This is a genomic window from Micromonospora sp. NPDC023814 (assembly GCF_040639595.1).
Taxonomy (GTDB): domain Bacteria; phylum Actinomycetota; class Actinomycetes; order Mycobacteriales; family Micromonosporaceae; genus Micromonospora.
On the sequence record NZ_JBFAAF010000034.1, the window covers coordinates 1 to 22,481 of the forward strand.

A 22,481-nucleotide genomic window follows, 5' to 3' on the forward strand; every position below is an offset into this window, starting at 1 on the left:
CCGCCGGTCGGGACACCCGGGCCAGCAGGTCCAGCGGGCCGGCGCTGAGCAGCCCCCACCACTCCGCGCGCTGCATCGCCAGCCGCTTCGGGGCCTGGGCACCCGGGACTGCTCGGTGCAGCGCCGGTGAGCCGCGCCCACGCCGCGGCGAGCGCGCGGGGCTCGCCCCAGCGGCCGGCGTGCCCGAGCAGCAGGGCCTCGGTCAGCTCCACGTCGTGGCAGCGCTCCACCCGCACCCCGGCGCGCAGCAGCGCAGGGTAGACCGTGGCGCCGGACGCCCACACCCAGCGCGGGTGGGCGGCCCGCTCGCGCGCGGCCACCGCGGCGGCCAGGTCGGCCGCCGGCTCGACCGGGCCGACAGGAGCCCCGGCAGCGTCGAGGGGTTGCAGGGCTCCCCCGCCCCGCTCATCCGACACCACCGCCACCAGCACGAACGCGATTCTGCCTCGTTCCTACGACACTCCCCGCGACCCACCCCACCGCAACAACGTCTACTGCTGTGACCGCACAGGTGGGCGGGGTTGGCTGCCGAAGCAGTTGGTGGACGCGGTTACGCTCCGCCGCATCGGTGAGCGGTAGAAGATGGTTACGACAGAAGTCAGGCAGATCCCGGCAGCTGCGATGAGTGACGGGCGGCTGCCGAGGTGAACAGCCGCGGAGCCGAGCGGGATCGCCAGAGCGATCGGCCCGAACATCACGGTGTTGGCCGTCGCGGCGACTCGCCCGAGCAACGCCGTCGGTGTGTGCGTCTGCACTGCGGTCACCGCTGCGACCAGGGTCCAGGGCAGGCCGATGCCGGCGACCACCGAGGCGGCAACCGTGACCGGCCACCAGGGCAGGCAGCGTGCCAGGCAGCCGGCTGCGAACAGCACCGTGCCGGCGATGCCGACAGCAACTGGGCCCCGACGAGCGATGAGTGGGCCGACGATCAGTCCGCCGAGGATGGACCCGGCGCCCTGGGCACCGGCCAGCACGCCGAGGAACGCAGGCGGCAGGCCAAGCACCCCGATGACGATCGCGTAGACGGCCGCGGTCGTGAAGCCGGACATGGCAATGGACACTGCGGCGAGTGCGACGGTGACGCGCACCACCGGTTGCCCGAACAGGATGGCGAGCCCTGCGCGGAGGCCGCGCTGCCGCTCCTGCGGACGGTCGGCTGGCGTACGGGTCAGTCGCACTCTCGCGTACAGGATGGCGACCAGGACGGGCACGGCCGCGCTGAGGACGGCCACCACGTGACCACCGTGCCATGCGTAGAGGCCCGCGCCGGCCAGTGGAGCCACGAGCTTCATGCCTTCCTGAGCACTCGAACGCCAGCCGTTGACATGGCCGAGTTCCGCAGGTGACAGCGATGACGGCAGCAGCGCGGTCTCGCCCGCCTCAATCACCACGTGGCCGAGCCCGTAGGCGCACAGGACGGCGAAGATCAGCCAGGTTTCGCCGGGTCCCCGCACCGCGAACAGACTCAGCAGGACGGCGGCCAACGTGAGGTTGACTGCGATGATCAGTGGTCGCGCCGGCGCCCGGTCGAAGAGACCTCCCAGCCACGGGCCAGCAAGTACCGGGGCATACACGCATAGCCCGGCGAGGGCCGCGAGGCTGCTGGAACCGGTGAGGTCAAGGAGCCAGATCCCGGCTACCAGGGACATGGCGCTGCCACCGAAGCCCGACAGCAGCGATATCGCCACGAAAAGTCCAGCATTGCGGCGCATGAGGCCTCCAAGGTTGAGCCGAGGTGACTCATCCTCATTACTTGAGCCTCAGCAAGGCAACGCCGCTGGCGGCTGTCAAGCTTTCGTTGACAGCCCCGCCTCCAGGCTCGCGGCGACCGCTCGAACGGGCCTCGGCAACCGTTGGCACCCCGCCTCGGCGAGGTCGGCGGCGACATGCGATGCCAGCGCGTAGAGCGAGCCCGGAGCGGCATCGAGCGCGGCCTCTGCCGTACTTCGTATGAGCGCCGCCCGCCGGAACCGGTTATCCCAACCTCGATCCACATCGATCCAGCGATGAAGATCCGCTATCGCGGTCCGCAACGCCGCGATCCGCGGCGAATAGTGAAGATCGAGGTTCTGCCGCCGGGACCACCGGGCTGCCGCCAGACGTTGGCGACGCTGCTCCGCAGCCTGCCGACTACCGAGTCCCAGCGCGGCAGCGATCTGCGCCCATGTCGCACCCTGGTAGCGGGCGCGGTCGATGAGCTCCAACTCTTGCTCGTCGAGTCGGCAACGGGCAGCTCGGATCTCGGCCAACTGACCCATCTCCGGTGTCACACGTCAACGCTACGTCGACGGTGGAAACGGGTCGATGCGGCGACAGCCGGCTCGGTAGCGTGGGCGGGTGCCACCACGGATCCCCCATCCCGACCCAGGAATTCCGGACACCAGGGGGCCGCTGCGGTACCTGTGGTGGCTGGCCCGCTGCCAGCCGTGGCGGGTGCTGCGGGGCGCACTGCTCGGCACGGCCTGGATGACCGGGCTGTCGGTCCGGCCCTACCTGATCTCCCGGGCCGTGGACGACGGGCTGCGTCCCGGCGACACCCGGGCCCTGACCCTGTGGGTCGCCGCGATCGTCGTCGCCGGCGCGGCGCTGGCCTACCTGGGCATCATGCGGCACCGCACGATGACCTTCATCCGGGAGGACGCGAAGGCCCGGTCGGCCGCCGTGGTGCTGCGCCACCTGTCCCGGGTCGGCGCGGTGCTGCCCCGCCGCAGCGCGGCGGGCGAGGTGGCCACGGTCGGCGGCACCGACGTCGACCGGGTCGCGCAGGTGCTGACGATCACCGGACCCGGCGTCGGCGCGGTGGTCGCGTACGTGGTCGTCGCCGTCGTGCTCTGGTCGATCTCACCGCTGCTCGCGCTCTGCGTGCTGGTGGGCGTGCCGACGGTCGGCCTGGTAGTCGCCCCCCTGCTGCGCCGGCTGGACCGGGTGGAGTCGGCCTACCGGCAGCAGCAGGGCGAGCTGACCACCCGCTCCGGCGACATCGTGGCCGGGCTGCGGGTGCTCGCCGGGGTGGGCGGCCGGGGCCTGTTCGCCCGCCGGTACGCCGCCCGGTCCCGGGACCTGCTCGCCGAGGGCTACCGGGTGGGGGCGGTGAACAGCTGGATCGACGCGGCCACGGTCGCCGTCCCGGGGCTTTTCCTCGCCGCGGTGGTGTGGCTGGCGGCCCGGATGGCGGTGACCGGCGAGATCAGCGTCGGGGAGCTGGTCGCCGTCTACGGCTACGTCGCCACGCTCATCGTGCCGGTCTGGTTCCTGCTCGAGGGCAGCCACCAGCTGATCCGGGGCCGGGTCGCCGCCCGTCGGATCATCGCCCTGCTCGCCGTGCCGCCGGACGGTGTCGGCGGCCCGCGCCCCCTGCCGTCCTCCCTCGGCGCGGCACCGGTTCCCGACGCCCGGCGGCCGGTGCGGGCCGCCGCCCCGGACGGCCCCGCCGACCTGCACGACCCGGCGAGCGGGTTGACCGTGCCCGCCGGCCGGCTCACCGCGGTCGCCGCCACCGATCCGGCCGACGCCGTCGCGCTGGCCGACCGGCTCGGCCGGTACGTCGTCGGCGACGTGACCTGGGGCGGGGCACCGCTGACCGGCGTCGGACTCGACGAGGTGCGAACTCGCATCCTGTTCGCCGAGCACGACGCGTACCTGTTCGCCGGGACGCTGCGGGAGATGCTGCGCGGGGCCCGCCCCGACGCCGACGACGAGCGGATCGCCGCCGCTCTGCACGCCGCGTCGGCCGAGGACGTGGTCGACGCGCTGCCGCACGGGCTCGACACCCCGCTGGACACCCGGGCCCGTTCCCTCTCCGGCGGTCAGCGGCAACGGGTGCGGCTGGCCCGGGCCCTGCTCGCCGATCCGGAGGTGCTGATCCTCGTCGAGCCGACCTCGGCGGTGGACGCGCACACCGAGGCCCGCATCGCCGCGCGGCTGCGGGAGGCCCGGGCCGGCCGTACCACCGTCGTGTTCACCACCTCGCCGCTGCTGCTCGGGCGGGCCGACCGGGTCGCACACCTGGACGCGGGGCGGGTCGTCGGCGCCGGCGGGCACGCCGACCTGCTGGACGCCGACCCGGGCTACCGGCGGCTGGTGGCGCGCGACGACGCCGACGCCGAGCGGGTGCCGCGGTGAACGGGCTGCCGGTCGCCGACCGGGCCGCCGTACGCCGGGCGACGTGGGAGCTGATCAGCCGGGACCGGCGCGCCGTCGCAGCCGTGCTGGCGCTGCACGTCGCGGCCACGGTCGCGGGGCTCGCCCCGCCGTGGCTGCTCGGCGCCGTCGTCGACCGGGTTTCCGCCGGGACGGGCGTCGGCACCGTCGACCGGCTCGCCCTGGCGATCGTGGCCTGCGTGCTGGTGCAGACGCTGCTGTCGCGCTACGCGCAGTACGCCGGCCACCGCTTCGGCGAGCGGGCCGTGGCCCGGCTGCGCGAGGAGTTCGTCGACCGGACGCTGAACCTCCCCGTCGCCGTCGTCGAACGGGCCGGGTCCGGGGAGCTGGCCACCCGCAGCTCGGTCGACGTGGCCACCGTCGGCATCACGGTCCGGGACGTGGTGCCCACCATCGTCATCGCCTCGGTGCAGCTGACGCTGCTGTTCGGGGCGGTCTTCCTGCTGCACCCGGTGCTCGGGGTGGCCGCCCTGGCCGGGCTGCCGACGATCGTGGGGGTGACCCGCTGGTACCTGCGGCGGGCCAGCCCCGCCTACCTGGCCGAGGGGGCGGCCGCCGCCGAGCTGACCGAGACGCTGACCAGCACCGCCGAGGGGGCCCGTACGGTCGAGGCGTTCCGCCTCGCCGACGAGCGGCTCGGGCACGGCGACGCGCGCATCGCCCGGGTGTGGTCGGCCCGGCGGGCCACCCTCGCGCTGCGCTCCGTCTTCTTCACCGCGATCGAGGCCAGCTACCCGCTGCCCGTCGCGGCGGTGCTGCTGGCCGGTGGCTTCCTGCTCACCCGGGGCGAGGTGTCGCTCGGCGCGGTGGTCGCCGCGGCGCTCTACCTGCAACAGGCGATCGACCCGCTGGACCGGATCCTGCAGTGGACGGAGCAGGCGCAGCGCGGCTTCGCCTCGTTCGCCCGGGTGCTCGGCGTCGGCGAGGTGCCACCGGAGTCGCCCGGCCGGGCCGCCGCGCCGGCCGGCGAACGGCTGGTCGTGCGCGGCGCCCGGTTCGGGTACGGGGACGGGCCCGATGTGCTGCACGGCATCGACCTGGCGGTGCGCCCCGGCGAGCGGCTGGCGGTCGTCGGGCCGTCGGGGGCCGGGAAGTCCACCCTGGCCCGGCTGCTCGCCGGCATCGACCCGCCCCGGGAAGGGCAGGTCAGCGTCGGCGGCTGCCCTGTCACGGACCTGGACCCGGCCGAGCGGCGGCGACGCATCGCACTGGTCACCCAGGAGCACCACGTCTTCATCGGTACGCTGCGCGACAATCTCGCCTTCGCCGCCCCGGAAGCCACCGACGACCGGATGCGCGCGGTGCTGGCCACCGTCGGCGCCGACTGGTACACCCGGCTGCCCGACGGCCTCGACACCCGCCTCGGCGACGGCGCGCATCCGCTCGGCGCGGCCGAGGCCCAGCAGCTCGCGCTGGCCCGGCTGGTGCTCGCCGACCCGCACACGCTGATCCTCGACGAGGCGACCGCCGCCCTCGACCCGACCACGGCACGGCGTACCGAGCGGGCCCTGGCCGCCCTGCTCGGCGGGCGGACCGTGATCGCCATCGCGCACCGGCTCAACACCGCGCACGACGCCGACCGGGTGGCGGTGCTGGAGGACGGCCGGATCACCGAGCTCGGCAGCCACGACGAGCTGATCCGCGCCGGCGGCCCGTACGCCGCCCTCTGGCGCTCCTGGCATTCCTGACGTCGGCCCCGCCCGGCCGGGCGGTCGACGTCGGCGGGCACCGCGTCGACCGCCCGGGTCAGGTCACTTCACCGCGCCGGAGGTGAGGCCGGACTGGATCTGCCGTTGGAAGATCGCGTAGACGACGATCATGGGGAGGATGGCGATGGTCAGGGCCGCGAAGAGGCCGGACCAGTCGGCCTCGTAGCCGGCGTTGACCGAGATGTCCGCGATGCCCTGGGTGAGCACCCACTTGTCCTTGGCGTTGGAGAGCAGCACGAGCGGCAACTGGTACTGCGCCCACTGGCCGATGATGTTGAAGATCCCCACGCTGATCAGACCCGGCTTGGCCATCGGCAGCATCACCTGGAAGAACAGCCGGGTGTGCGAGCAGCCGTCGATCATCCCCGCCTCGGCGACCGACGCCGGCAGCGTCTTGAAGAACGCGGCCAGGAAGAAGACCGTGAACGGCAGCGAGTAGGCGATGTAGACCAGCACCAGCCCGGTGTGGGTGTCCAGCAGCCCCATGTTCTTCACCACGAAGAACAGCGGCACCAGGGCCAGGAACACCGGGAAGGCCAGCCCCGAGACGAACAGGTAGTAGATCGCCCGGTTGCCCCAGAACTTGTAGCGCGCCAACACGTACGCGGCCATCGAACCGAACAGCATGGTGCCGAAGGTGCTGCACGTCACCACGATCACGCTGTTGAGGAAGTAGCGGCCGACGTTCGCCTTGTTCCACGCCCGGGCGTAGTTCTCGAACCGCAGCTCCGCCGGGAGCGTCCACGGGCTGCTGAAGATCTCCGTGGTGTTCTTGAACGAGGCGAGGAAGGTCCAGAGGATCGGCACGATCACGATCACCGCCCAGACCGCGAGCGCCACGTGCCCGAGGCCGGCGAACAGCCGGGCCTCCGAGCGTCGGTCCCCGCGCCCGCGCCCACCCGCGGCGCCCGGCTTGACGGTCTTCGGCGGTAGCGCCGCCGGTGTCGGCGGCAGCTTCGTCTGCGGGTTCATCAGTACTCCACGCTTTCCCGCTTGGTCAGCCGCAGCGTCAACGCCGCGAACGTGATGGTGAGGAAGAACAGCGCCACGCCCATGGCCGAGGCGTAGCCGTACTTCGAGTAGACGAAGGCGTTGCGGTAGATCTCCATGGCCAGCACGGTGGTCGCGCCGTCCGGGCCGCCGCCGTCCACCGAGAGCACGGAGACGATGGCGAACGCGTCGAACGCGGCGATGCCCAGGTAGACCCAGGCCACCTGGAGGGTGTCCCAGAGCAGCGGCAGGGTGACCCGGAAGAAGAGCGTCACCCGGCTCGCCCCGTCGATCTCGGCGGCCTCGTAGATCTCGCCGGGGATGGAGGCCATGCCCGCCGAGAAGAGCACCACGTAGAAGCCGACCGCCTGCCAGACCAGCACCGCGAGGATCGACCAGAGGGCCAGGTTCGGCCGGACCAGGAAGAGCACCGGGTCGAAGCCGAGCTTCATCAGCACGCCGTTGATCAGGCCGGACTCGTTGGGCCGGTAGACCGTCTGGAACAGCACCGCGATGATGGCCACCGCCAGGACCTGGGGGAAGAAGAACACCACCCGGTAGAACTTCGACCCCCAGACCCCCTGGCGCTGCCCGCCACTGCTCTTGCCGCCCACGTTGAGCAGGAACGAGAAGAACAGCGCGATGGCGATGGTGATCAGCGGCAGGGCAAGCAGCAGTACGCCGTGGTGCTGGACCGCCTTCCAGAAGTTGTCGTCGTCGAACAACCTCCGGAAGTTGTCGAAGCCCACCCACTGCGGGGCGGAGAGCCCCCGCCAGTTGGTCATCGAGATCTGGAACGCCTGCGCGTACGGCGCGATGACGAAGACCACGTACAGCGTGACCGGGACGAAGAGGAACCCGATCACGAACGGATACTTGCCGTGCCGCATGACCCCTACGCTCCGTTCGATCAGCGCTTGAACTTGGTGACGGAGCTGTCCTTCTTGATCGCGTCGGCGCGCTTCTGGATCCGCTCCACGAAGGCGTCCGCCTTGATCCGGCCGAACATCAGCTCGTTGGTGGCCGTCCGCGCCTCCGTGTCGAGCTCCTTGTACCAGCCGTCGAAGTACAGGTTGAACACGTCCTGGCCGGCGGCCTTGAGCGCGGCCTGCGAGCTGGCCACACCCGGCGGGAAGGCGAAGCCCTCCGAGCCGGCGGTCAGCACCGTCGGGGCCTTGACCACCTCGGTGAAGCCCTTCGCGCCGGCCACCGAGAGCATCTGGCGCATGTACTCCAGGCCGCCCTTGGGGTTCCTGCTCTTGGCCGAGACGAAGTAGCCCTCACCGGCGGTCGCCCGCAGCGCCGTCGCCGGCAGCTTGTCCGAGGCGGACAGGCTCGGCACCGGCATCAGCTGGTACTCGAAGCCGGACGGGGTGTCCTTCTTCTGCTCGCCCTCCAGCCAGTCGCCGCTGGGGTAGAGGGCCAGCTTGTACTGGTTCTGCCGCAGCTGCACGTCGGTGTGCTTGAGCCCCTCGAAGCTCTTGTCGACGTACTTGGCGCCGATCTCGGCCCACGCCTCGGCGGCCTGCTTGACCGCGTCCTGCTGCCAGGCGCCGTCCTCCAGGTTGTCGATGTTCTTCAGCACGTCCGTGCCGCCGATCTTCGCCGCGTGGGTGAGGATCACGTTCCACTGGTAGTAGGCCGCGTTCGCGCCGGCGTAGCCGTACGGCGTGATGCCCTTGGCCTTGATCTGGTCGAGCAGCGCGGTGAACTCGCCCCAGTTCTTCGCCGGTGCCCAGCCGTTGTCCTTGAACAGCTTGCCGGAGTACCAGATGCCGAAGACGGTGGAGACGTAGTACAGGACGTACGGCTTGCCGTTGAACGACCCGGCCTCGACGGTGCCCGGCACCACGGTGTCGCGGACCTTCTTGTTGGGGTCGTCGACCGACGGGGCGTCCCACAGCTCGGTGAGGTCCTGGAGCTGGCCGTCGGCGACCAGGGCGCCGAAGTCCATCAGCTTCTCGCCGGAGTTGTTCACGAACTCCGGCGGGTTGCCCGAGGCGAACCGCGGCTGGAGCACCGTGGACACGGCCTGGGTCGACTGGTGCTTGACCTCGGCCTTCGGGAACGCCTTCTTGTAGAGCGGCTGGTGCACGTCGGTGGCGTACTTCTCGCCGTAGCCGCCGTTGAAGATGACCACCTCGATCGGGGCGTCCTCGGGGACGCCGAGCGGGTTGGTGGCGCTCTTGGTGCCGCCGGCGACCTGCTCGTTCTTCTCGTCGCCACCGCTGGTCGCGCAGGCGCTCAGCAGGCCGGCCGCCGGGGTGGCGAGCAGGCCCACTGCGGCGGCCCGGCGCAGCACGGTCCGGCGGCTCAGGTCGGCCGGGTTGTCGGGGGTAATCGACATCGTCGTCTCTCCTTGTGGTGTTCGGGTCAGGCGGTCCGCCGGAGACGCCCGGCGTACCGCGACTCGAGGGCGTGGTTGTGCTCGTCCCCGCCGGGGACGTTGGCGGAGAGGTAGATAGGGGGTACCTCACCGGCCTGGTGGAACCGTCGTACGACCTCGGCGGTCAGCAGCTGCGCCAGCAGCGCCGCGGTGACCGAGGAGACCGCACAGACCGCGCCGCCGCCCTCGAGCGGCAGCAGTGCGTCGCCGTACGGCGCGCCGTTGTCCAGCACGACGTCGGCGAGATCGGCGAGTCGCCGGCCCGACGGGTGCCGTGGGGCGACCCGGGCGGTGTGCTCGACCGAGGTGACCGCGATCAGCGGGTGGCCGCGGTCGGTGACCAGCGTCGCCAGCTCGACCACGGAGCCGTTGATGCCGGACTGGGACGCCACCACGAACACGTCCTGCGGCTGCGGGGCCGCCAGTGCGTAGAGCTGGTGGGCGATGGCGGGGTCGCGCTCCAGCTTCGGATCGGCGAGCAGGTCGCGCGGGGCGTCGCCGTGCAGCACGAGGTCGTGGATGGCGAGCCGGTTGGTGGGCACGAGTCCACCCGCCCGGGCGACCAGTTCCCCGGCGAACGCCTCGGAGTGGCCGGCGCCGAACGCCTGGAGCACCCCGCCGGCGCGCAGGCTGGTGGCGATCAGGTCGGCGGCGGCGCCGATCCCGTCGGCGCTGGTGTCGACCAGCCGGTCGAGCACCGGACGGACCGCCTCGGCGTACCCCTGGGCGCTGATCATGCGGTGGCCCCCTTGGCGGCCTTGTGCCCGTCGACGGCCTGGGCGGTGCGCCGGAAGGCCGCGTGGGCGCGGTCGTGGGTGCGCTGGGCGACGGCGATGTAGAGCAGGTCGAGCACGACCAGCTGCGGGTGCCGGGCCGACAGCGCGTCGGGGCGGAACGTGGTGGCCTGGCTGGCGGTGAGCAGCACGATGTCGGCCAGCTCGGCCAGCGGCGAGCGCGGGAAGCCGGTCAGCGCCACGGTGGTCGCGCCCCGGCTGCCGGCCTCGGCGAGCATTTCGATGGTCTCCCGGGTCTGGCCGGTGTGCGAGATGCCGAGCGCCACGTCGCCCTGGCGCAGCAGGGCCGCGCTGGCGAGGCCCTCGTGGACGTCGTTCCAGGCCCAGGCCGCCACGCCGATGCGGTGCAGGCTGAACTGCATCTCCTCGCCGACGAGGGCGCTGCCGCTGGCGCCGAAGATGTTCACCCGGGACGCCCCGGCGATGGCGACGGCGGCGCGTTCGACCTCGGCGAGGTCGAGCAACGCGGCGGTGTCGTGCATGGCGCGGGTGTCGGCGGCCATGATCTGGTCGAGCACCCGGGAGAGCGGGTCACTCGGCTGGATTTCGCGTCCGATGTCGACGGTCCAGCCCGCCGAGCGGGCCCGGCCGGTCTCGGCGGCGATGCCCAGCCGCAGGTCGGCGTAGCCGTCGAAGCCCATCGCCCGGCAGAACCGGGTGATCGTGGCCGGGGAGGTGCCGCTGCGCTCGGCCAGCTCGACGATGGTCGCCCGGGCGGCCGCCTCCGGGTCGCTGAGCACGTGTTCGGCGACCCGGCGCAGCGCCCCGGTCAGCTCGCCCGCGCCGGCCCGGACCCGCGCCAGCACACCGTCGGAGGGGATCCCGAGCGCGGCCCGCCGGTCGACCGCGTCGGCGTCGACCACCGCGGTCCCCGCGGAGATGTCCACCTCGTGATCAACCATGGGACGCCTTTCCGAAAAGATTGTTTACCGTTAGTGGTAAAAGTTCTTACTGAAGGCCCCTCCATGTCAAGGCCGTGGTCGAAGTTTTCAAACTGTTACCTGGCGCACAGCCCGCCACGACCCCCGGCCCTTGCCCTCCGACGCCGGGCCGACCAGCATGAACGCGGCGTTGATCAAGGAGGTGGGTGCCGATGTCCGACACCGTCGTGGTCGGTCTCGACGTCGGAGGTACGTCCACCCGGGCGGCCGCCCTGAGCCTGGACGGGCGCCGACTCGGCACCGGCCGGGCCGGCGGCGGCAACCCCACCAGCCACGGCGCCGAGCGGGCCGCCGGCGAACTCCTGGCCGCCCTGCGGGAGGCGCTCGCCGACGTCGACCCCACCCGGGTCCGGGCCGGCACCATCGGCCTGGCCGGGGCCGGCCGGCTGCTCGCCGACCCCGCCGGCCGGGACGCCTTCGACCGGGCCTGGCGCGACGCCGGCCTGCGCTGCCCGTACGACGTGCACGGCGACGCCCTGGTCGCGTACGCCTCGGGCACCGCGAGCCCCGAGGGCACCGTGGTCATCGCCGGCACCGGCGCGATCGCCGCACAGGTCCGCGAACTGCGGCTGGACCGGGTCGCCGACGGTCACGGCTGGCTGCTCGGCGACGCCGGCTCCGGCTTCTGGCTGGGCCGGGAGGCGGTCCGCCGGCTGCTGGCCGACCTGGACCGGGGGCAGGCCCCGGGGCGGTTGGCGACGGCGGTGCTCACCGAGCTGATGGGCTCCGCCGAGGTGGCGCCCCGGCCCCGGGACACCGGCGACGCGCTGATCCAGGCGGTGACCCGACGGCCCCCGGTAGAGCTGGCCCGGCTCGCGCCCCTGGTGGTCGCCGCCGCCGTCGACGGCGAGCCGGTCGCCCGCGGGCTGATCGACGAGGCCGCCACCCACCTGGCGGAGAGCACCGCCCGGATCCGCCCGGCCGGCGACGCCTCCCCGATCGTGCTCGGCGGCGGGCTGCTGACCGGCGACACCCCGCTGGCGGCGGCGGCCCGGGCCGAGGTCGCCCAGCGGTGGCCGGACGCGGTGCTGCGCTCGGCCGGCGACGGCGCGGCCGCGGCGGCGTGGCTCGCCGCCCGCGACCTGCCCGAGGTGACCGATCCGGTCGCCCTGCACGCCCGCCTGGTGCCACCGGCCCCCTGACCGCCCCCTGCCCGGCCTCCTGACCCTTGACCGGCCTCCTGACCCGGCCCCGCCGCCTCTTCGCGCCGCGGCTGTGGCGCGAAACGAGGTGACGTGAGGTGACGTGAGGTGAGCGGCGGCGAGAGGGCGTGAAGTGACGTGAGGTGGGCGACGGCGAGAGGCGTGCTGTCGAGCTGCCCCGTCTGTGAGACCACCGTCGCCCGAAGCCCACCGATCGGTGCCACCGGACCGAGCCGTCCGGCCACCCGTCGGAGCCACCCAGCTTGAGCCGTCCGGCCTCGCGTGGTCCCACCGCTGGGGCAGCTCGACAGCGAGCGCGCCCCGACCGTCGCCCTCCTGCCCGTCGGTCAGGGGCGGGAGGGCGACGGAGCGAGCCGCGCCAGCCGCCCGACCGGGTAATCAGTAACGGACGCGGCTACTTGAGCTGGCCGGCGGTCAGGCCCGACTGGATCTGCCGCTGGAAGATGACGTACACGACCAGCACCGGCAGCGTGGCGATCGTCAGGCCGGCGAAGAGACCGCTGTAGTCACCCTGGTAGCCCTGGCTTACCGCCAGTGCGGTGAGCCCCTGCGCCAGCACCCACTTGGAGTCGTCGCCCTGCATCAGCACCTGGGGCAGGATGAACTGGTTCCAGTGACTGAGGAAGTTGAAGATCGCGATGCTGATCAGTCCCGGTCGCGCCATCGGCAGCATCACCCGGAAGAAGAGCCGGAAGTGACCGCACCCGTCGATGAGCGCCGCCTCCGCGACCGCGGTCGGCAGGGTCCGGAAGAAGGCGGTGAGGAAGAAGACGGTGAACGGCAACGAGTAGGCGGCGTACACCAGCATCAGCCCGGTCCAGGTGCCGAAGAGACCGGCGTTGCGCACCACGAAGAACAGCGGCACGAGGGCCAGGAAGACGGGGAACATCATCCCGCCGACGAACAGGTAGTAGAGGAACTGCCGGCCCCGGAACTCGTAACGGGCGAAGACGTACGCCGCCGTGGCGCCCATCAGCATGGTCAGGGTGAGCGATCCGGTCACCACGATCGCGCTGTTCAGGAAGTACTGGCCGATGTGCGCCTCGGTCCAGGCACGCGCCCAGTTCTCGAACCGCAGCGCACCGGGCAGCCCCCACGGGTCGGAGAGGATCTCCCCGTCGCTCTTGAACGAGCTGAGGAACATCCAGAGCAGTGGCAGCACGGTCAACGCGCCCCAGAGCAGCAGGAACCAGTGCGAGAAGATGTTGGCGACGCCGACGTCGCGGCGGAGCTTCCGGTCCCGCGGCGCCGGCCGGTCCGCTGCGGCCGTGCCGTCGGGCGCGGTCCTGTCGAGGGTTGTCACGAGTACTCGATCCGATCACGCCGGGCGGCCCGCAGCGCCAGCGCCGCCACCGAGAGGGTCAGGAAGAACAGCACCACGCCGATCGCCGAGGCATAGCCGAACTTGCTATCGCTGCCGAACGCGGTCTCGTACATCCGCAGGCCGATGACGTCGGAGGAGAAGTTGGGGCCGCCGTTGGTCATCTGCTGGATCAGGATGAACCCGTCCAGGGCCGCGATCGCGAGGTAGATCCAGGCGACCTGCACGGTGTCCCAGAGCAGCGGGATGGTGATCTTGCGCAGGGTGGTCCACCGCGACGCCCCGTCGAGCATCACCGCCTCGTAGATGTCGCGCGGAATCGCCGACATCGCCGCGCCGAAGAGCACCACGTAGAAGCCGACGTTGCTCCAGACCATCACCGCCAGCACGCACCAGAAGGCGAACCGGGGATCACCCAGCCAGGCCGGCGTGGGCAGGCCGACGGCACCGAGGGCACCGTTCAGCAGGCCGCTGTTGGGGTGGTAGACCTCTTTCCACAGCAGGGCGATGATGACCACGGAGAGCACCTGCGGGAAGAAGTAGACCATCCGGTACACGGACGTGCCGCGTACGCCGGTCACCCCCGCCCGGCCCTTGCGACCGCCCATGCTGAGCATCGTGGCGAAGAAGAGGCCGAGCACGATGGTCACCACCGGCACCACCGCGAGCAGCCACGCGTTGTTCTTGAGGGCACTCCACACCCGGTCGTCGTCCAGCAGCCTCTCGAAGTTGGCCAGGCCGACGGAGTTGGCCTCGGCCGAGTAGCCGAGCCAGTCGGTGGTCGAGATCTGGAAGGCCTGCAGGTACGGCGAGAGCACGAAGATGCCGTAGAGCAGCAGCGGTGGCACCAGGAACGTGACGATCAGCGGGTACTTGCCATGTTTCACGAGAAAGGACCTACTCCCACAGCCGTGGGCCGGTGGGGACGGCGCGAACCCGTCCCCACCGGCCGGATGTCACGCGGCCCGCTTGTACTTCTTGATCGAGCTGTCCTGGGCGATCGAGTCGGCGCCCTTCTGGCACAGGTCGAGGAACTCGGCCGGGCCGATCCGACCGCTGAAGAACTCGCCGCACGCGGCGTCGACGAGCTCACGCTCCAGCTTCCGGTAGTAGTTGTTGTAGACCCAGTTGAAGCCGTTGCTGCCGGAGGCCTCCAGCGCCTTGCTCACGGTGCTGAGGCCGAACGGCAGCTCGATGCCTTCGGTCGACCCGGCCACCACGGTCAGGCTGGAGACCTTCCTGGTGAAGTCCTGGGCGCCCTTCTTCGACAGCATGACCCGGAAGTACTCCAGGCCGCCGGCGAGGTTCTTCGCCTTGGCCGGGACCATGAACGGCTCGCCGGCGGTGCCGCGAATCGCCTCGAACGGCAGCTTGTCGCCGCTGCCCAGGCTGGGCGTCGGCTGGATCGTCATGTTGAAGCCCTCAGGGGTGACCTTCTTCTGCTCGCTCTCCAGCCAGGAGCCGCAGGAGATGAAGGCGGCCTTGCCCTGGCACCACGCGGTCTGCGACTGCACGTGGTCGAGGCCCGGCGAGCCGGCAAGGATGTAACCGTCCTTGACGATCTGGTGCCACGCGTCCGCCGCGGCCTTCATCGCGTCGGACTTCCACGCGTTGGGCTCCAGGTTGTCGATCGCCGTGGCGACGGACGCCCCGCCGAACTTGATGGCCGTGGCGATCACCGGCCAGCTCATGTAACGGGGGTGCTTGCCCGCGTACGTCCACGGCGCGATGCCGGCCGCCTTGATCTTCTTGCACAGCGCGATGTGCTCGTCCCAGGTCTTGGCGTACTCCCAGCCCCGGTCGGCGAAGAGCTTGGTGGAGTGCCAGATGCCGTAGGCGGTGTAGGTGTAGTTCATCACCATGAACTTGCCGTCGTACGAGCCGACCTCGACGGCGCCCGGCAGCAGCGTGTCCTTGACCGTCTTGCCGGGGATGTCGAGGCTCGGGGCGGCGAGCAGCTCGCCCAGGTCGGCGATGGCGTTCTGGGAGACCAGGCCGTTGAAGTCGATCTGGTCCTTGCCGGAGTTGTTGACCACGTCGGGCGGGGTGCCGTCGACGAAGCGCGGCTGGAGCGTCTTGCCGATCTCCTGCGTCGCCGAGTGGTTGATCTTCGCCTTCGGGTACTTCTCGGTGTACATGGCCTCGTGGGCCTTCGCGTACTCCTCGCCGAAGCCGCCGTTGAAGATCACCACCTCGAGGGGCGCGTCCTCCTTGACCCCGAGCGGGTTCTGCTCGCTCTTGGTGCCCTTGTAGGTGCCGGCGTCGCCCTTGTCGTCGCCACCGCCGGTGGCGCAGCCGGCGAGCAGGCCGGCGGCAGGGGTGGCCAGCAGGCCGGCGGCGGCGCTGCGCCGCAGGATGTCACGCCTGTTCATGGTCTCTCCTCGGATCGGGTCCGGGCGGGCGCCGGATGGGGGAAGGCGGCCGCCGCACGAGGCACAGGGGGAAGTTGTCTTCAGTTTGTCAGTTGTTGCTGAAGAATTTCTACGGCAGTAACCGGCGGACTTCAAGACCGCAGACCGAACCGTTATCACCACCGGTCGGTTCGCGTCTGACATACCCTCGGGGCCATGCGCCGTCTGCGGCAACTCGCCGCGCGCACGCCGGCCGGTCGGGAACGCTACGTCGATCTGCTCCGGGCGCTCGCGATCGTCATGGTCGTGCTCGGCCACTGGGCGGTCGCCGCCATCGGTGAGGACCCTACCGGCCGACCGACGGCCCGCTCGGCGCTGCCGGACCTGCCCTGGGCGTACCCACTGACCTGGGTGGCCCAGGTGATGCCGGTGTTCTTCCTGGTCGGCGGCTACGCCAACGCGGCCTCGCTGACGGCCCGCCGGGCGGCCGGCGGCGACGCCGTCTCCTGGCTGCTGGGCCGGGGCGCGCGGCTGCTGCGCCCCACGACCGCGCTGCTGCTGGTGATCGCCGCCGGCTCCGCCGTCGCGTCGCTGGCCGGCGTCGGGGCGACGCTGGTGCGTACCGTCGCGTGGTTCGCCACCATCCCGCTGTGGTTCCTCGCGGCCTACCTCGTGGTGGTGCCGCTGACCCCGGCGATGTACGCCCTGCACCGGCGCTTCGGCCTGCTCGTCCCGCTCACGCTGGCCGTCCTGGTCGCCGCTGGCGACCTGGGGCGCGCGCTGGGGCCGGCCGAGCTGGCGCTCCCGAACTACCTCTTCGGGTGGCTGGCCGTCCACCAGCTCGGCTTCGCCTGGCGCGACGCCCACGCCGAGCCGCCCGGACGCCCCGACGCGCCCGTTCGGCGCGGCGTCCGGGCCCACCGGCTGCCGCTGTCGCGGCGGGCCGGCGGAACGGCGCTGCTGGGCGGGCTGGCCGCGACGGTGCTGCTGACCGCCGGGCCGTACCCGGTCGCCATGCTCAACGTGCCGGGCGAGCGGCTGGACAACGCCGCGCCGCCCAGCCTCGCGCTGCTGACCCTGACCACGGCCCAGCTCGGGCTGATCCTGCTGCTGCGCGACCCGGCGGAACGCTGGCTGCGCCGCTCCCGTCCCTGGCAGGCGGTGATCGCGGTGAACGCGGTCGTGCTCACCGTCTTCCTCTGGCACCTGACGGCCGCGATCCTGCTGGTCGGCGCGCTGGACGCGGCCGGGGAACTGCCGACCCCGCCCGTGGGCTCGGCCGCCTGGCTGGCCTGGCGGGTGCCCTGGGTGCTGATGCTGACCGTGGTGCTGGCCGCCCTGGTCGCCGTCTTCGGCCCCGTCGAGGCCCGCACCGGCCCGACCGGCCGCGCCCGGGACCGCCGGCGGGCCGACGGCGGCGGGGCGCCCGCCCAGGGCCCCGAGCCGACCGGCCGGCCGCGCGACGCCGGTCAGCCGCGCGACGCCGGTCAGCCCGCCGGTCCGGGGTGGCGGGGCACCGCCCGCGCCGCGGTCACCGCCGCCGGTTTCGCCGCCGTGGTGTACGCCCTGGTCGTCAACGCCGAGACACCGAAGTCGGCCCCCGAGCCGCTGGGGGTGCCGGCCTCGGCGCTGGCGGCCTACCTGGCCGGGGCCGGCGCCCTGCGGCTGCTCAGGTCTGGGTGGGGAAGCCGAGGTTGACCCCGCCGTGGCGCGGGTCGAGCCAGCGGCTGGTCACCACCTTGCCCCGGGTGAAGAAGCGCACCCCGTCCTCGCCGTGCGCGTGCAGGTCGCCGAAGAGCGAGGACTTCCAGCCGCCGAAGGAGTAGTACGCCATCGGCACCGGGATCGGCACGTTGATGCCGACCATGCCGACCTCCACCTCGTGCTGGTAGCGCCGCGCCGCGCCACCGTCGTTGGTGAAGATCGCCGTGCCGTTGCCGTACGGGTTGGCGTTGACCAGGTCCACCGCCTCGTCGTACGAGCCGACCCGCACGACGCTGAGCACCGGGCCGAAGATCTCGTCGGTGTAGATCGACATGTCCGGGGTGACCCGGTCGAACAGCGTCGGGCCCAGCCAGAACCCGTCGGCGTCGCCGTCGGGCTCGACGTCGCGGCCGTCCACCACCGGCACCGCGCCGGCGGCCACCCCGGCCGCGACGTACGAGCGGACCTTCTCGGCGTGTGCGGCGGTGACCAGCGGGCCCATGTCGCAGCCGCGCCGGCCGTCGCCGGTGCGCAACCGGGCCATCCGCTCGGCGATCCGGGCGACCAGGGCGTCGCCGACCGGCTCCACCACGACCAGCGCCGAGATCGCCATGCACCGCTCCCCCGCCGAGCCGAACCCGGCGTTGACCGCCGCGTCGGCGGCCAGGTCCAGGTCGGCGTCCGGCAGCACCACCATGTGGTTCTTCGCGCCGCCGAGGGCCTGCACCCGCTTGCCGGCGGCGCTGCCGCGCTGGTGGACGTACCGGGCGACCGGGGTGGACCCGACGAACGACACCGCCTTCACGCCCGGGTGGTCCAGCAGCGCGTCGACGGCCTCGGCGTCCCCGTTGACCACGTTCAGCACCCCGTCGGGCAGGCCGGCCTCGGCGAACCACTCGGCCAGCAGCAGCGCCGCGCTCGGGTCCTTCTCGCTCGGCTTGAGCACCACCGCGTTGCCGCAGGCCACCGCCACCGGCACGAACCACAGCGGCACCATGACGGGGAAGTTGAACGGGGAGATCACGGCGACCACGCCGAGCGGCTGGCGCAGGCTGTACGAGTCGACCTCCGTGGAGACGTTCTCGCTGAACCCGCCGCGCAGCGCCGAGGGGATGCCGCAGGCGTACTCGATCACCTCCAGGCCGCGCTGCACCTCGCCGGCGGCGTCCGCGAGCACCTTGCCGTGCTCGGCGGTGATCACCCGCGCAAGCCGGTCGCGGCGGGCGTTGACCAGCTCGCGGAAGGCGAAGAGCACCGCCGTCCGCCGGGCCAGCGACGCGTCCCGCCAGGCCCGGGCCGCGCGCTCGGCGGCCTCCACCGCGACCGCGACGTCCGCCGCCGAGGCCAGCGCCACCTGACCGGTACGCCGGCCGGTGGCCGGGTCGAAGACGTCCCCGTGCCGGGCCGACGTGCCGCCGAACCGCTTGCCGTCGACGAAGTGCGACACCGTGGCCGGGTCCGTGGTGGTCGCCCGGTCCATGCCGGGCCCGCCGTTCGCCGCGCTCACGCCTGGACCTCCGCCGCAGTGCAGGAGCGGATGGCGTCGACGATGACGGCCAGGCCCTCGCGGGCCTCGTCCTCGGTCAGCGTCAGCGGCGGGCCCATCCGCAGCACGTTGCCGTACAGGCCGCCCTTGCCGACCAGCAGCCCGCCTGCCCGGCACGCCTCGAGGACGCGGACGGTCAGCGCCGGGTCCGGCTCCGCGGTGCCCGGGCGGACGAACTCGACGCCGAGCATCAGCCCCTTGCCGCGTACCTCGGCGACGCAGTCGAGACCGCCCACGGCGGCCCGCAGGCCGTCGGCGAGGATCGCGCCGGTGCGGGCCGCGTTGGCCTGCAGATCGTGGTCGAGCAGGTAGTCCAGCACCGCGTTGCCGGCGGCGGTGGAGACGGGGTTCCCGCCGAACGTGCAGAAGCTGATCGCCGGCACGGACTCCAGCACCTCGGCCCGGCCGACGACGCCGGCCAGGGCGAAGCCGTTGCCGATGCCCTTGGCGAAGGTGAGCAGGTCCGGGGTGACGCCGTGCGCCTGGTAGCCCCAGAAGTGCTCGCCGGTGCGCCCCCAGCCGGTCTGCACCTCGTCGGAGACGAACAGGATGCCGTGCTCGTCGAGCACCTTCTTCCAGGCGGCGAAGAGCCCGTCCGGCGGGTGCACGAAGCCGCCGACGCCCTGGATCGGCTCGGCGATCAGGCAGGCCACGTCGCCGGCGGTCTGGGTGGCGAGCACCTCACGCAGGTCCTCCACCGCCGCGTCGACGCGCTGCGTCTCGTCGAGCCGGGCGAGCAGGCCGCGCAGCCGCTCCCCCGAGTGCAGCCAGGCCACCTGGAGCGGGTTGAGCGCGCTGGCCGACCAGCCGCGGTTGCCGGTCACGCCCATCGTCGCGTACGACCGGCCGTGGTAGCTGTTGCGCACCGCGAGGATCTGCGCCGAGCGGCGGTGGTTGGTGGCGAACAGCAGCGCCGCCTCGTTCGCCTCGGTGCCGGAGTTGGCGAAGAACACCCGCGCGTCCGGGATGCCGGAGAGCCGCGCAACCTTCTCGGCCAGCTCGACCTGCTGTCGGATGAGGTAGAGCGTGGAGCTGTGCACGATGCCGGTGCGGATCTGCCGCTCGACCGCCTCCCGGATCTCCGGGATGTCGTAACCGACCATCGAGGTGAGCACGCCGCCGAAGAAGTCCAGGTAGGTGCGCCCCCGGGCATCGGTGACCCGGCGGCCCGAGCCGGAGACCAGCTCGATCGGCTCGTCGTAGTAGAGCGGCATCCAGGACGGGAGCACGGCCCGGTGCCGGGCCAGCAGATCGTCGGCGGTCATCGTCGCACCCTCTCAGCGGCGTTGGCGGTAACCCGCACGCTCTCATCACCGGACGGCAGGGACAACTGTCACTGTGTAGCGCAGCGGCGGTCCCCGCCTGACAGCGCGTCAACCTGGGGTGCTGCGGTTTCCGGCGCCGGGGACGGGCCGGCACCCGGTTTTCGGTGGCCGATGCGGACTCACACGACTCATTTCGCACCCGGTGAGCCTGTTCCACGATGACGCGCCGTCCCTACCGGCTCCGGCGCCCGGCCGCCGGTACGATCCGGCGGTGCGGATCGGGGAGGTGGCGCTGCCCACCGGTGCGGCGGGCACCGGCGCCGGGGAGATCACGGCCGGCGTACGGGCCTGGGTGGACTCGGCGCCGCTGCGCACCCTGGTCGGGCACTTCGGCGGCGACTGGCCGGGCGGGGACCTGGCGGCCGTGCTGGCCGGCCTCGACGAGTTCTCCGCCCGGCACTGGGACTTCCGGGGCGGCCGGGAACGCCCCGACGCCCGCGAACCGGCCTTCGACCCGGCCACCGCCGGCCTGGTGCTCGGCGCCGCCGCCGCGCTCGGCCTGGTCCACCCGGTGCCGCCGGCCCGGTCCGAGTACGCCCACCTGGTGGTGCTGGGCGGGCTGTCGAACGCCTGCCAGCGCCGGGTCGCGTACGCGGCGCACCTCCTGCGCGCCGGCACCCGGGTCGCCGGCGAGGTGGCCGTGCTGGGCAGCTTCCGCCCGCTGTCCGAGGTGGAGTGCGCGGGGCTGGCGGCGGCCAGCGTCCCGCCCTGCGACACCGAGGTGGAGGCCCTGGACGCGGCGGTGCGGCGCGAGTTCGGGGTGGCCGCCCCGGCCGAGGAGGACGGTCACGACGGGGACCATCCGCACCACTCCTGGTCGTCGCGGACCTACCGGCCCGCGGGCGGCCCGCCGGTCCGGGTGCTCGCCGCCCCGTCCAGCGATCCCGCGCGACGACGGGCGCACACCGCCGACACCCAACGGTTCTGGGCGGAACACGTCCACCTGCGCACCGGCGACCCGGTGCTCATGGTGACCGCGCCGATCTACGTGCCGTTCCAGCACTGCGACGCGCTGCGCACCCTCGCCGTGCCGTACGGCTGCGGGATCGAGACCGTCGGCGTCGACCCGGCCCTGCCCGACCTGGCCGGGCTGCCCGAGCCCACCCTCACCCCGGGCCGCTACCTCCAGGAGATCCGCTCGGCGATCCGGTCGATGCGCGCCCTGCACGCCGCCCTGATGCCCGCCGGGTAGGAACGTACCCCGGCGCCGGCCAACTCTTGGGTCGGTGTCGAGTTGCTCATCGGGGCCCCGCCCCCGCACGATGGTGTGTTCTGGTTGTGATCACCACCAAAACGGCACACCGATCACGAGGAACAGGATCTCGAAAAAATCTTGAAGACGTGTGTCGGATCCGGGGCGCCCCGTTCGAGGCCTAGGTAGAGACCTCGAATCAAGGAGACAGGCCATGAACCCGAACTGCACCCCGGCGGCCCGGATCACCAAGTCGCTGCTCGGCTACGGCGTCATCGCCGGCCCGATCTACGGCGTCGTGGCTCTGGCCCAGGCACTGACCCGGGAAGGCTTCGACCCGATCCGGCACGCCTGGAGCCTGCTCGCCAACGGCGACTTCGGCTGGATCCAGATCACCAACTTCATCGTCACCGGCCTGATGACCGTGGTCGCTGCGGTCGGCCTGCGCCGGGCGTTGACGCCCGGCCGGGGCAGCACCTGGGGACCGCTGCTGATCGTCGCCTACGGGCTGAGCCTGGTGGGAGCCGGGATCTTCCGCGCGGATCCCGCGCAGGGCTTTCCCGCCGGTGCACCGCAGCCCTCGACGATCAGCTGGCACGGCATGCTGCACTTCATGGTCGGTGGCGTCGGCTTCCTGTGCCTCATCGTGGCCTGCTTCGTCCTGGCCAGCCGGTTCACCCGCGACGGACAGCGCCGGCTGGCCTGGTTCTCACGTATCACCGGAGTGGTCTTCCTGGCCGGATTCGCCGGCATCGCCAGCGGCTCGCACGGACCCACCACGCTGGCCTTCGTCGCGGCAGTGCTAACCGTCTTTGCCTGGCTGACCACGGTTTCCGTCCACTTCTACCGCACCGCCGCCTAACCACACCATCGACGACAGTCAACGACCGAGAGGACC

General features: G+C 72.3%; 18 protein-coding genes and 1 pseudogene. 6 read left to right on the forward strand and 13 right to left on the reverse strand.

The genetic code is table 11. The annotated features are described in order from the left end of the window. The 3 genes and pseudogenes from AB0G14_RS19510 to AB0G14_RS19520 form a co-directional block, all read right to left on the reverse strand. Positions 1–431 (reverse strand): annotated as a pseudogene (locus AB0G14_RS19510) (bifunctional 3'-5' exonuclease/DNA polymerase); the annotation flags it as partial. Between the two features lie 60 nt (positions 432–491). Beyond that, complete coding sequence (locus AB0G14_RS19515; RefSeq protein WP_357699223.1) at positions 492–1,712, reverse strand: MFS transporter; 1,221 nt, start codon at positions 1,710–1,712, stop codon at positions 492–494. A 75-nt stretch (positions 1,713–1,787) separates the two neighbouring features. Beyond that, positions 1,788–2,270, reverse strand: a complete 483-nt coding sequence (locus AB0G14_RS19520; RefSeq protein ID WP_350686732.1) for a hypothetical protein — start codon at positions 2,268–2,270, stop codon at positions 1,788–1,790. 163 nt (positions 2,271–2,433) lie between these two features. On the opposite strand from AB0G14_RS19520, the gene AB0G14_RS19525 reads away from it, so the two are divergent. Both AB0G14_RS19525 and AB0G14_RS19530 read left to right on the forward strand, forming a co-directional pair. After that, entirely contained in the window at positions 2,434–4,122 is a 1,689-nt protein-coding gene (locus AB0G14_RS19525) for an ABC transporter ATP-binding protein (RefSeq protein WP_357699335.1), read from the forward strand. Then, positions 4,119–5,849, forward strand: a complete 1,731-nt coding sequence (locus AB0G14_RS19530; RefSeq protein WP_357699226.1) for an ABC transporter ATP-binding protein — start codon at positions 4,119–4,121, stop codon at positions 5,847–5,849. The genes AB0G14_RS19525 and AB0G14_RS19530 overlap by 4 nt, the downstream gene beginning before the upstream one ends. A gap of 63 nt (positions 5,850–5,912) precedes the next feature. Here AB0G14_RS19530 and AB0G14_RS19535 read toward each other — a convergent pair whose 3' ends face one another. The 5 genes from AB0G14_RS19535 to AB0G14_RS19555 are packed head-to-tail and all read right to left on the reverse strand — an operon-like array spanning position 5,913 to position 10,942. After that, positions 5,913–6,842, reverse strand: a complete 930-nt coding sequence (locus tag AB0G14_RS19535; RefSeq protein ID WP_357699228.1) for a carbohydrate ABC transporter permease — start codon at positions 6,840–6,842, stop codon at positions 5,913–5,915. Next, positions 6,842–7,750: a sugar ABC transporter permease gene (locus AB0G14_RS19540; protein ID WP_357699230.1), complete on the reverse strand. Its 909-nt coding sequence runs from the start codon at positions 7,748–7,750 to the stop codon at positions 6,842–6,844. The genes AB0G14_RS19535 and AB0G14_RS19540 overlap by 1 nt, the downstream gene beginning before the upstream one ends. Before the next feature lie 20 nt (positions 7,751–7,770). Next, a complete protein-coding gene (gene ngcE, locus AB0G14_RS19545) occupies positions 7,771–9,207 on the reverse strand; it encodes an N-acetylglucosamine/diacetylchitobiose ABC transporter substrate-binding protein (protein ID WP_357699232.1) in 1,437 nt (478 codons plus the stop codon). A 26-nt stretch (positions 9,208–9,233) separates the two neighbouring features. Further along, complete coding sequence (locus AB0G14_RS19550) at positions 9,234–9,983, reverse strand: SIS domain-containing protein (RefSeq protein ID WP_357699234.1); 750 nt, start codon at positions 9,981–9,983, stop codon at positions 9,234–9,236. After that, positions 9,980–10,942, reverse strand: coding sequence for a MurR/RpiR family transcriptional regulator (locus AB0G14_RS19555; RefSeq protein ID WP_357699236.1), 963 nt, complete (start codon positions 10,940–10,942; stop codon positions 9,980–9,982). Before AB0G14_RS19555 ends, AB0G14_RS19550 begins: the two co-directional genes overlap by 4 nt. A 191-nt stretch (positions 10,943–11,133) precedes the next feature. Here AB0G14_RS19555 and AB0G14_RS19560 point away from each other — a divergent pair, with 191 nt between their 5' ends. Continuing rightward, positions 11,134–12,123: a BadF/BadG/BcrA/BcrD ATPase family protein gene (locus AB0G14_RS19560; RefSeq protein WP_357699238.1), complete on the forward strand. Its 990-nt coding sequence runs from the start codon at positions 11,134–11,136 to the stop codon at positions 12,121–12,123. A 415-nt stretch (positions 12,124–12,538) separates the two neighbouring features. Here the strand turns inward: AB0G14_RS19560 and AB0G14_RS19565 are convergent, their stop codons facing one another. The 3 genes from AB0G14_RS19565 to ngcE (AB0G14_RS19575) all read right to left on the reverse strand — a co-directional run bounded on the left by AB0G14_RS19565 (position 12,539) and on the right by ngcE (AB0G14_RS19575) (position 15,837). Further along, on the reverse strand, positions 12,539–13,447 hold the full coding sequence (locus AB0G14_RS19565; RefSeq protein WP_357699240.1) for a carbohydrate ABC transporter permease: 909 nt from the start codon (positions 13,445–13,447) through the stop codon (positions 12,539–12,541). Continuing rightward, positions 13,444–14,352, reverse strand: coding sequence for a sugar ABC transporter permease (locus tag AB0G14_RS19570; protein ID WP_357699242.1), 909 nt, complete (start codon positions 14,350–14,352; stop codon positions 13,444–13,446). Before AB0G14_RS19570 ends, AB0G14_RS19565 begins: the two co-directional genes overlap by 4 nt. Before the next feature lie 69 nt (positions 14,353–14,421). Continuing rightward, the gene (gene ngcE, locus AB0G14_RS19575; protein ID WP_357699244.1) at positions 14,422–15,837 is read right to left on the reverse strand and encodes an N-acetylglucosamine/diacetylchitobiose ABC transporter substrate-binding protein; all 1,416 of its coding nucleotides are present in this window, start codon (positions 15,835–15,837) and stop codon (positions 14,422–14,424) included. Between the two features lie 195 nt (positions 15,838–16,032). Here ngcE (AB0G14_RS19575) and AB0G14_RS19580 point away from each other — a divergent pair, with 195 nt between their 5' ends. Beyond that, positions 16,033–17,514 (forward strand): acyltransferase, encoded by a 1,482-nt coding sequence (locus tag AB0G14_RS19580; RefSeq protein ID WP_357699246.1) that lies wholly within the window; start codon positions 16,033–16,035, stop codon positions 17,512–17,514. Here AB0G14_RS19580 and AB0G14_RS19585 read toward each other — a convergent pair. After that, on the reverse strand, positions 17,486–19,000 hold the full coding sequence (locus tag AB0G14_RS19585; RefSeq protein WP_357699337.1) for a CoA-acylating methylmalonate-semialdehyde dehydrogenase: 1,515 nt from the start codon (positions 18,998–19,000) through the stop codon (positions 17,486–17,488). The genes AB0G14_RS19580 and AB0G14_RS19585 overlap by 29 nt on opposite strands. Before the next feature lie 23 nt (positions 19,001–19,023). Further along, on the reverse strand, positions 19,024–20,331 hold the full coding sequence (locus tag AB0G14_RS19590) for an aspartate aminotransferase family protein (protein WP_357699248.1): 1,308 nt from the start codon (positions 20,329–20,331) through the stop codon (positions 19,024–19,026). 271 nt (positions 20,332–20,602) lie between these two features. On the opposite strand from AB0G14_RS19590, the gene AB0G14_RS19595 reads away from it, so the two are divergent. Continuing rightward, positions 20,603–21,583, forward strand: coding sequence for a hypothetical protein (locus AB0G14_RS19595; protein WP_357699250.1), 981 nt, complete (start codon positions 20,603–20,605; stop codon positions 21,581–21,583). A 214-nt stretch (positions 21,584–21,797) separates the two neighbouring features. Then, positions 21,798–22,445, forward strand: a complete 648-nt coding sequence (locus AB0G14_RS19600; RefSeq protein WP_357699252.1) for a DUF998 domain-containing protein — start codon at positions 21,798–21,800, stop codon at positions 22,443–22,445. The last annotated feature ends 36 nt before the right edge of the window (positions 22,446–22,481 follow it).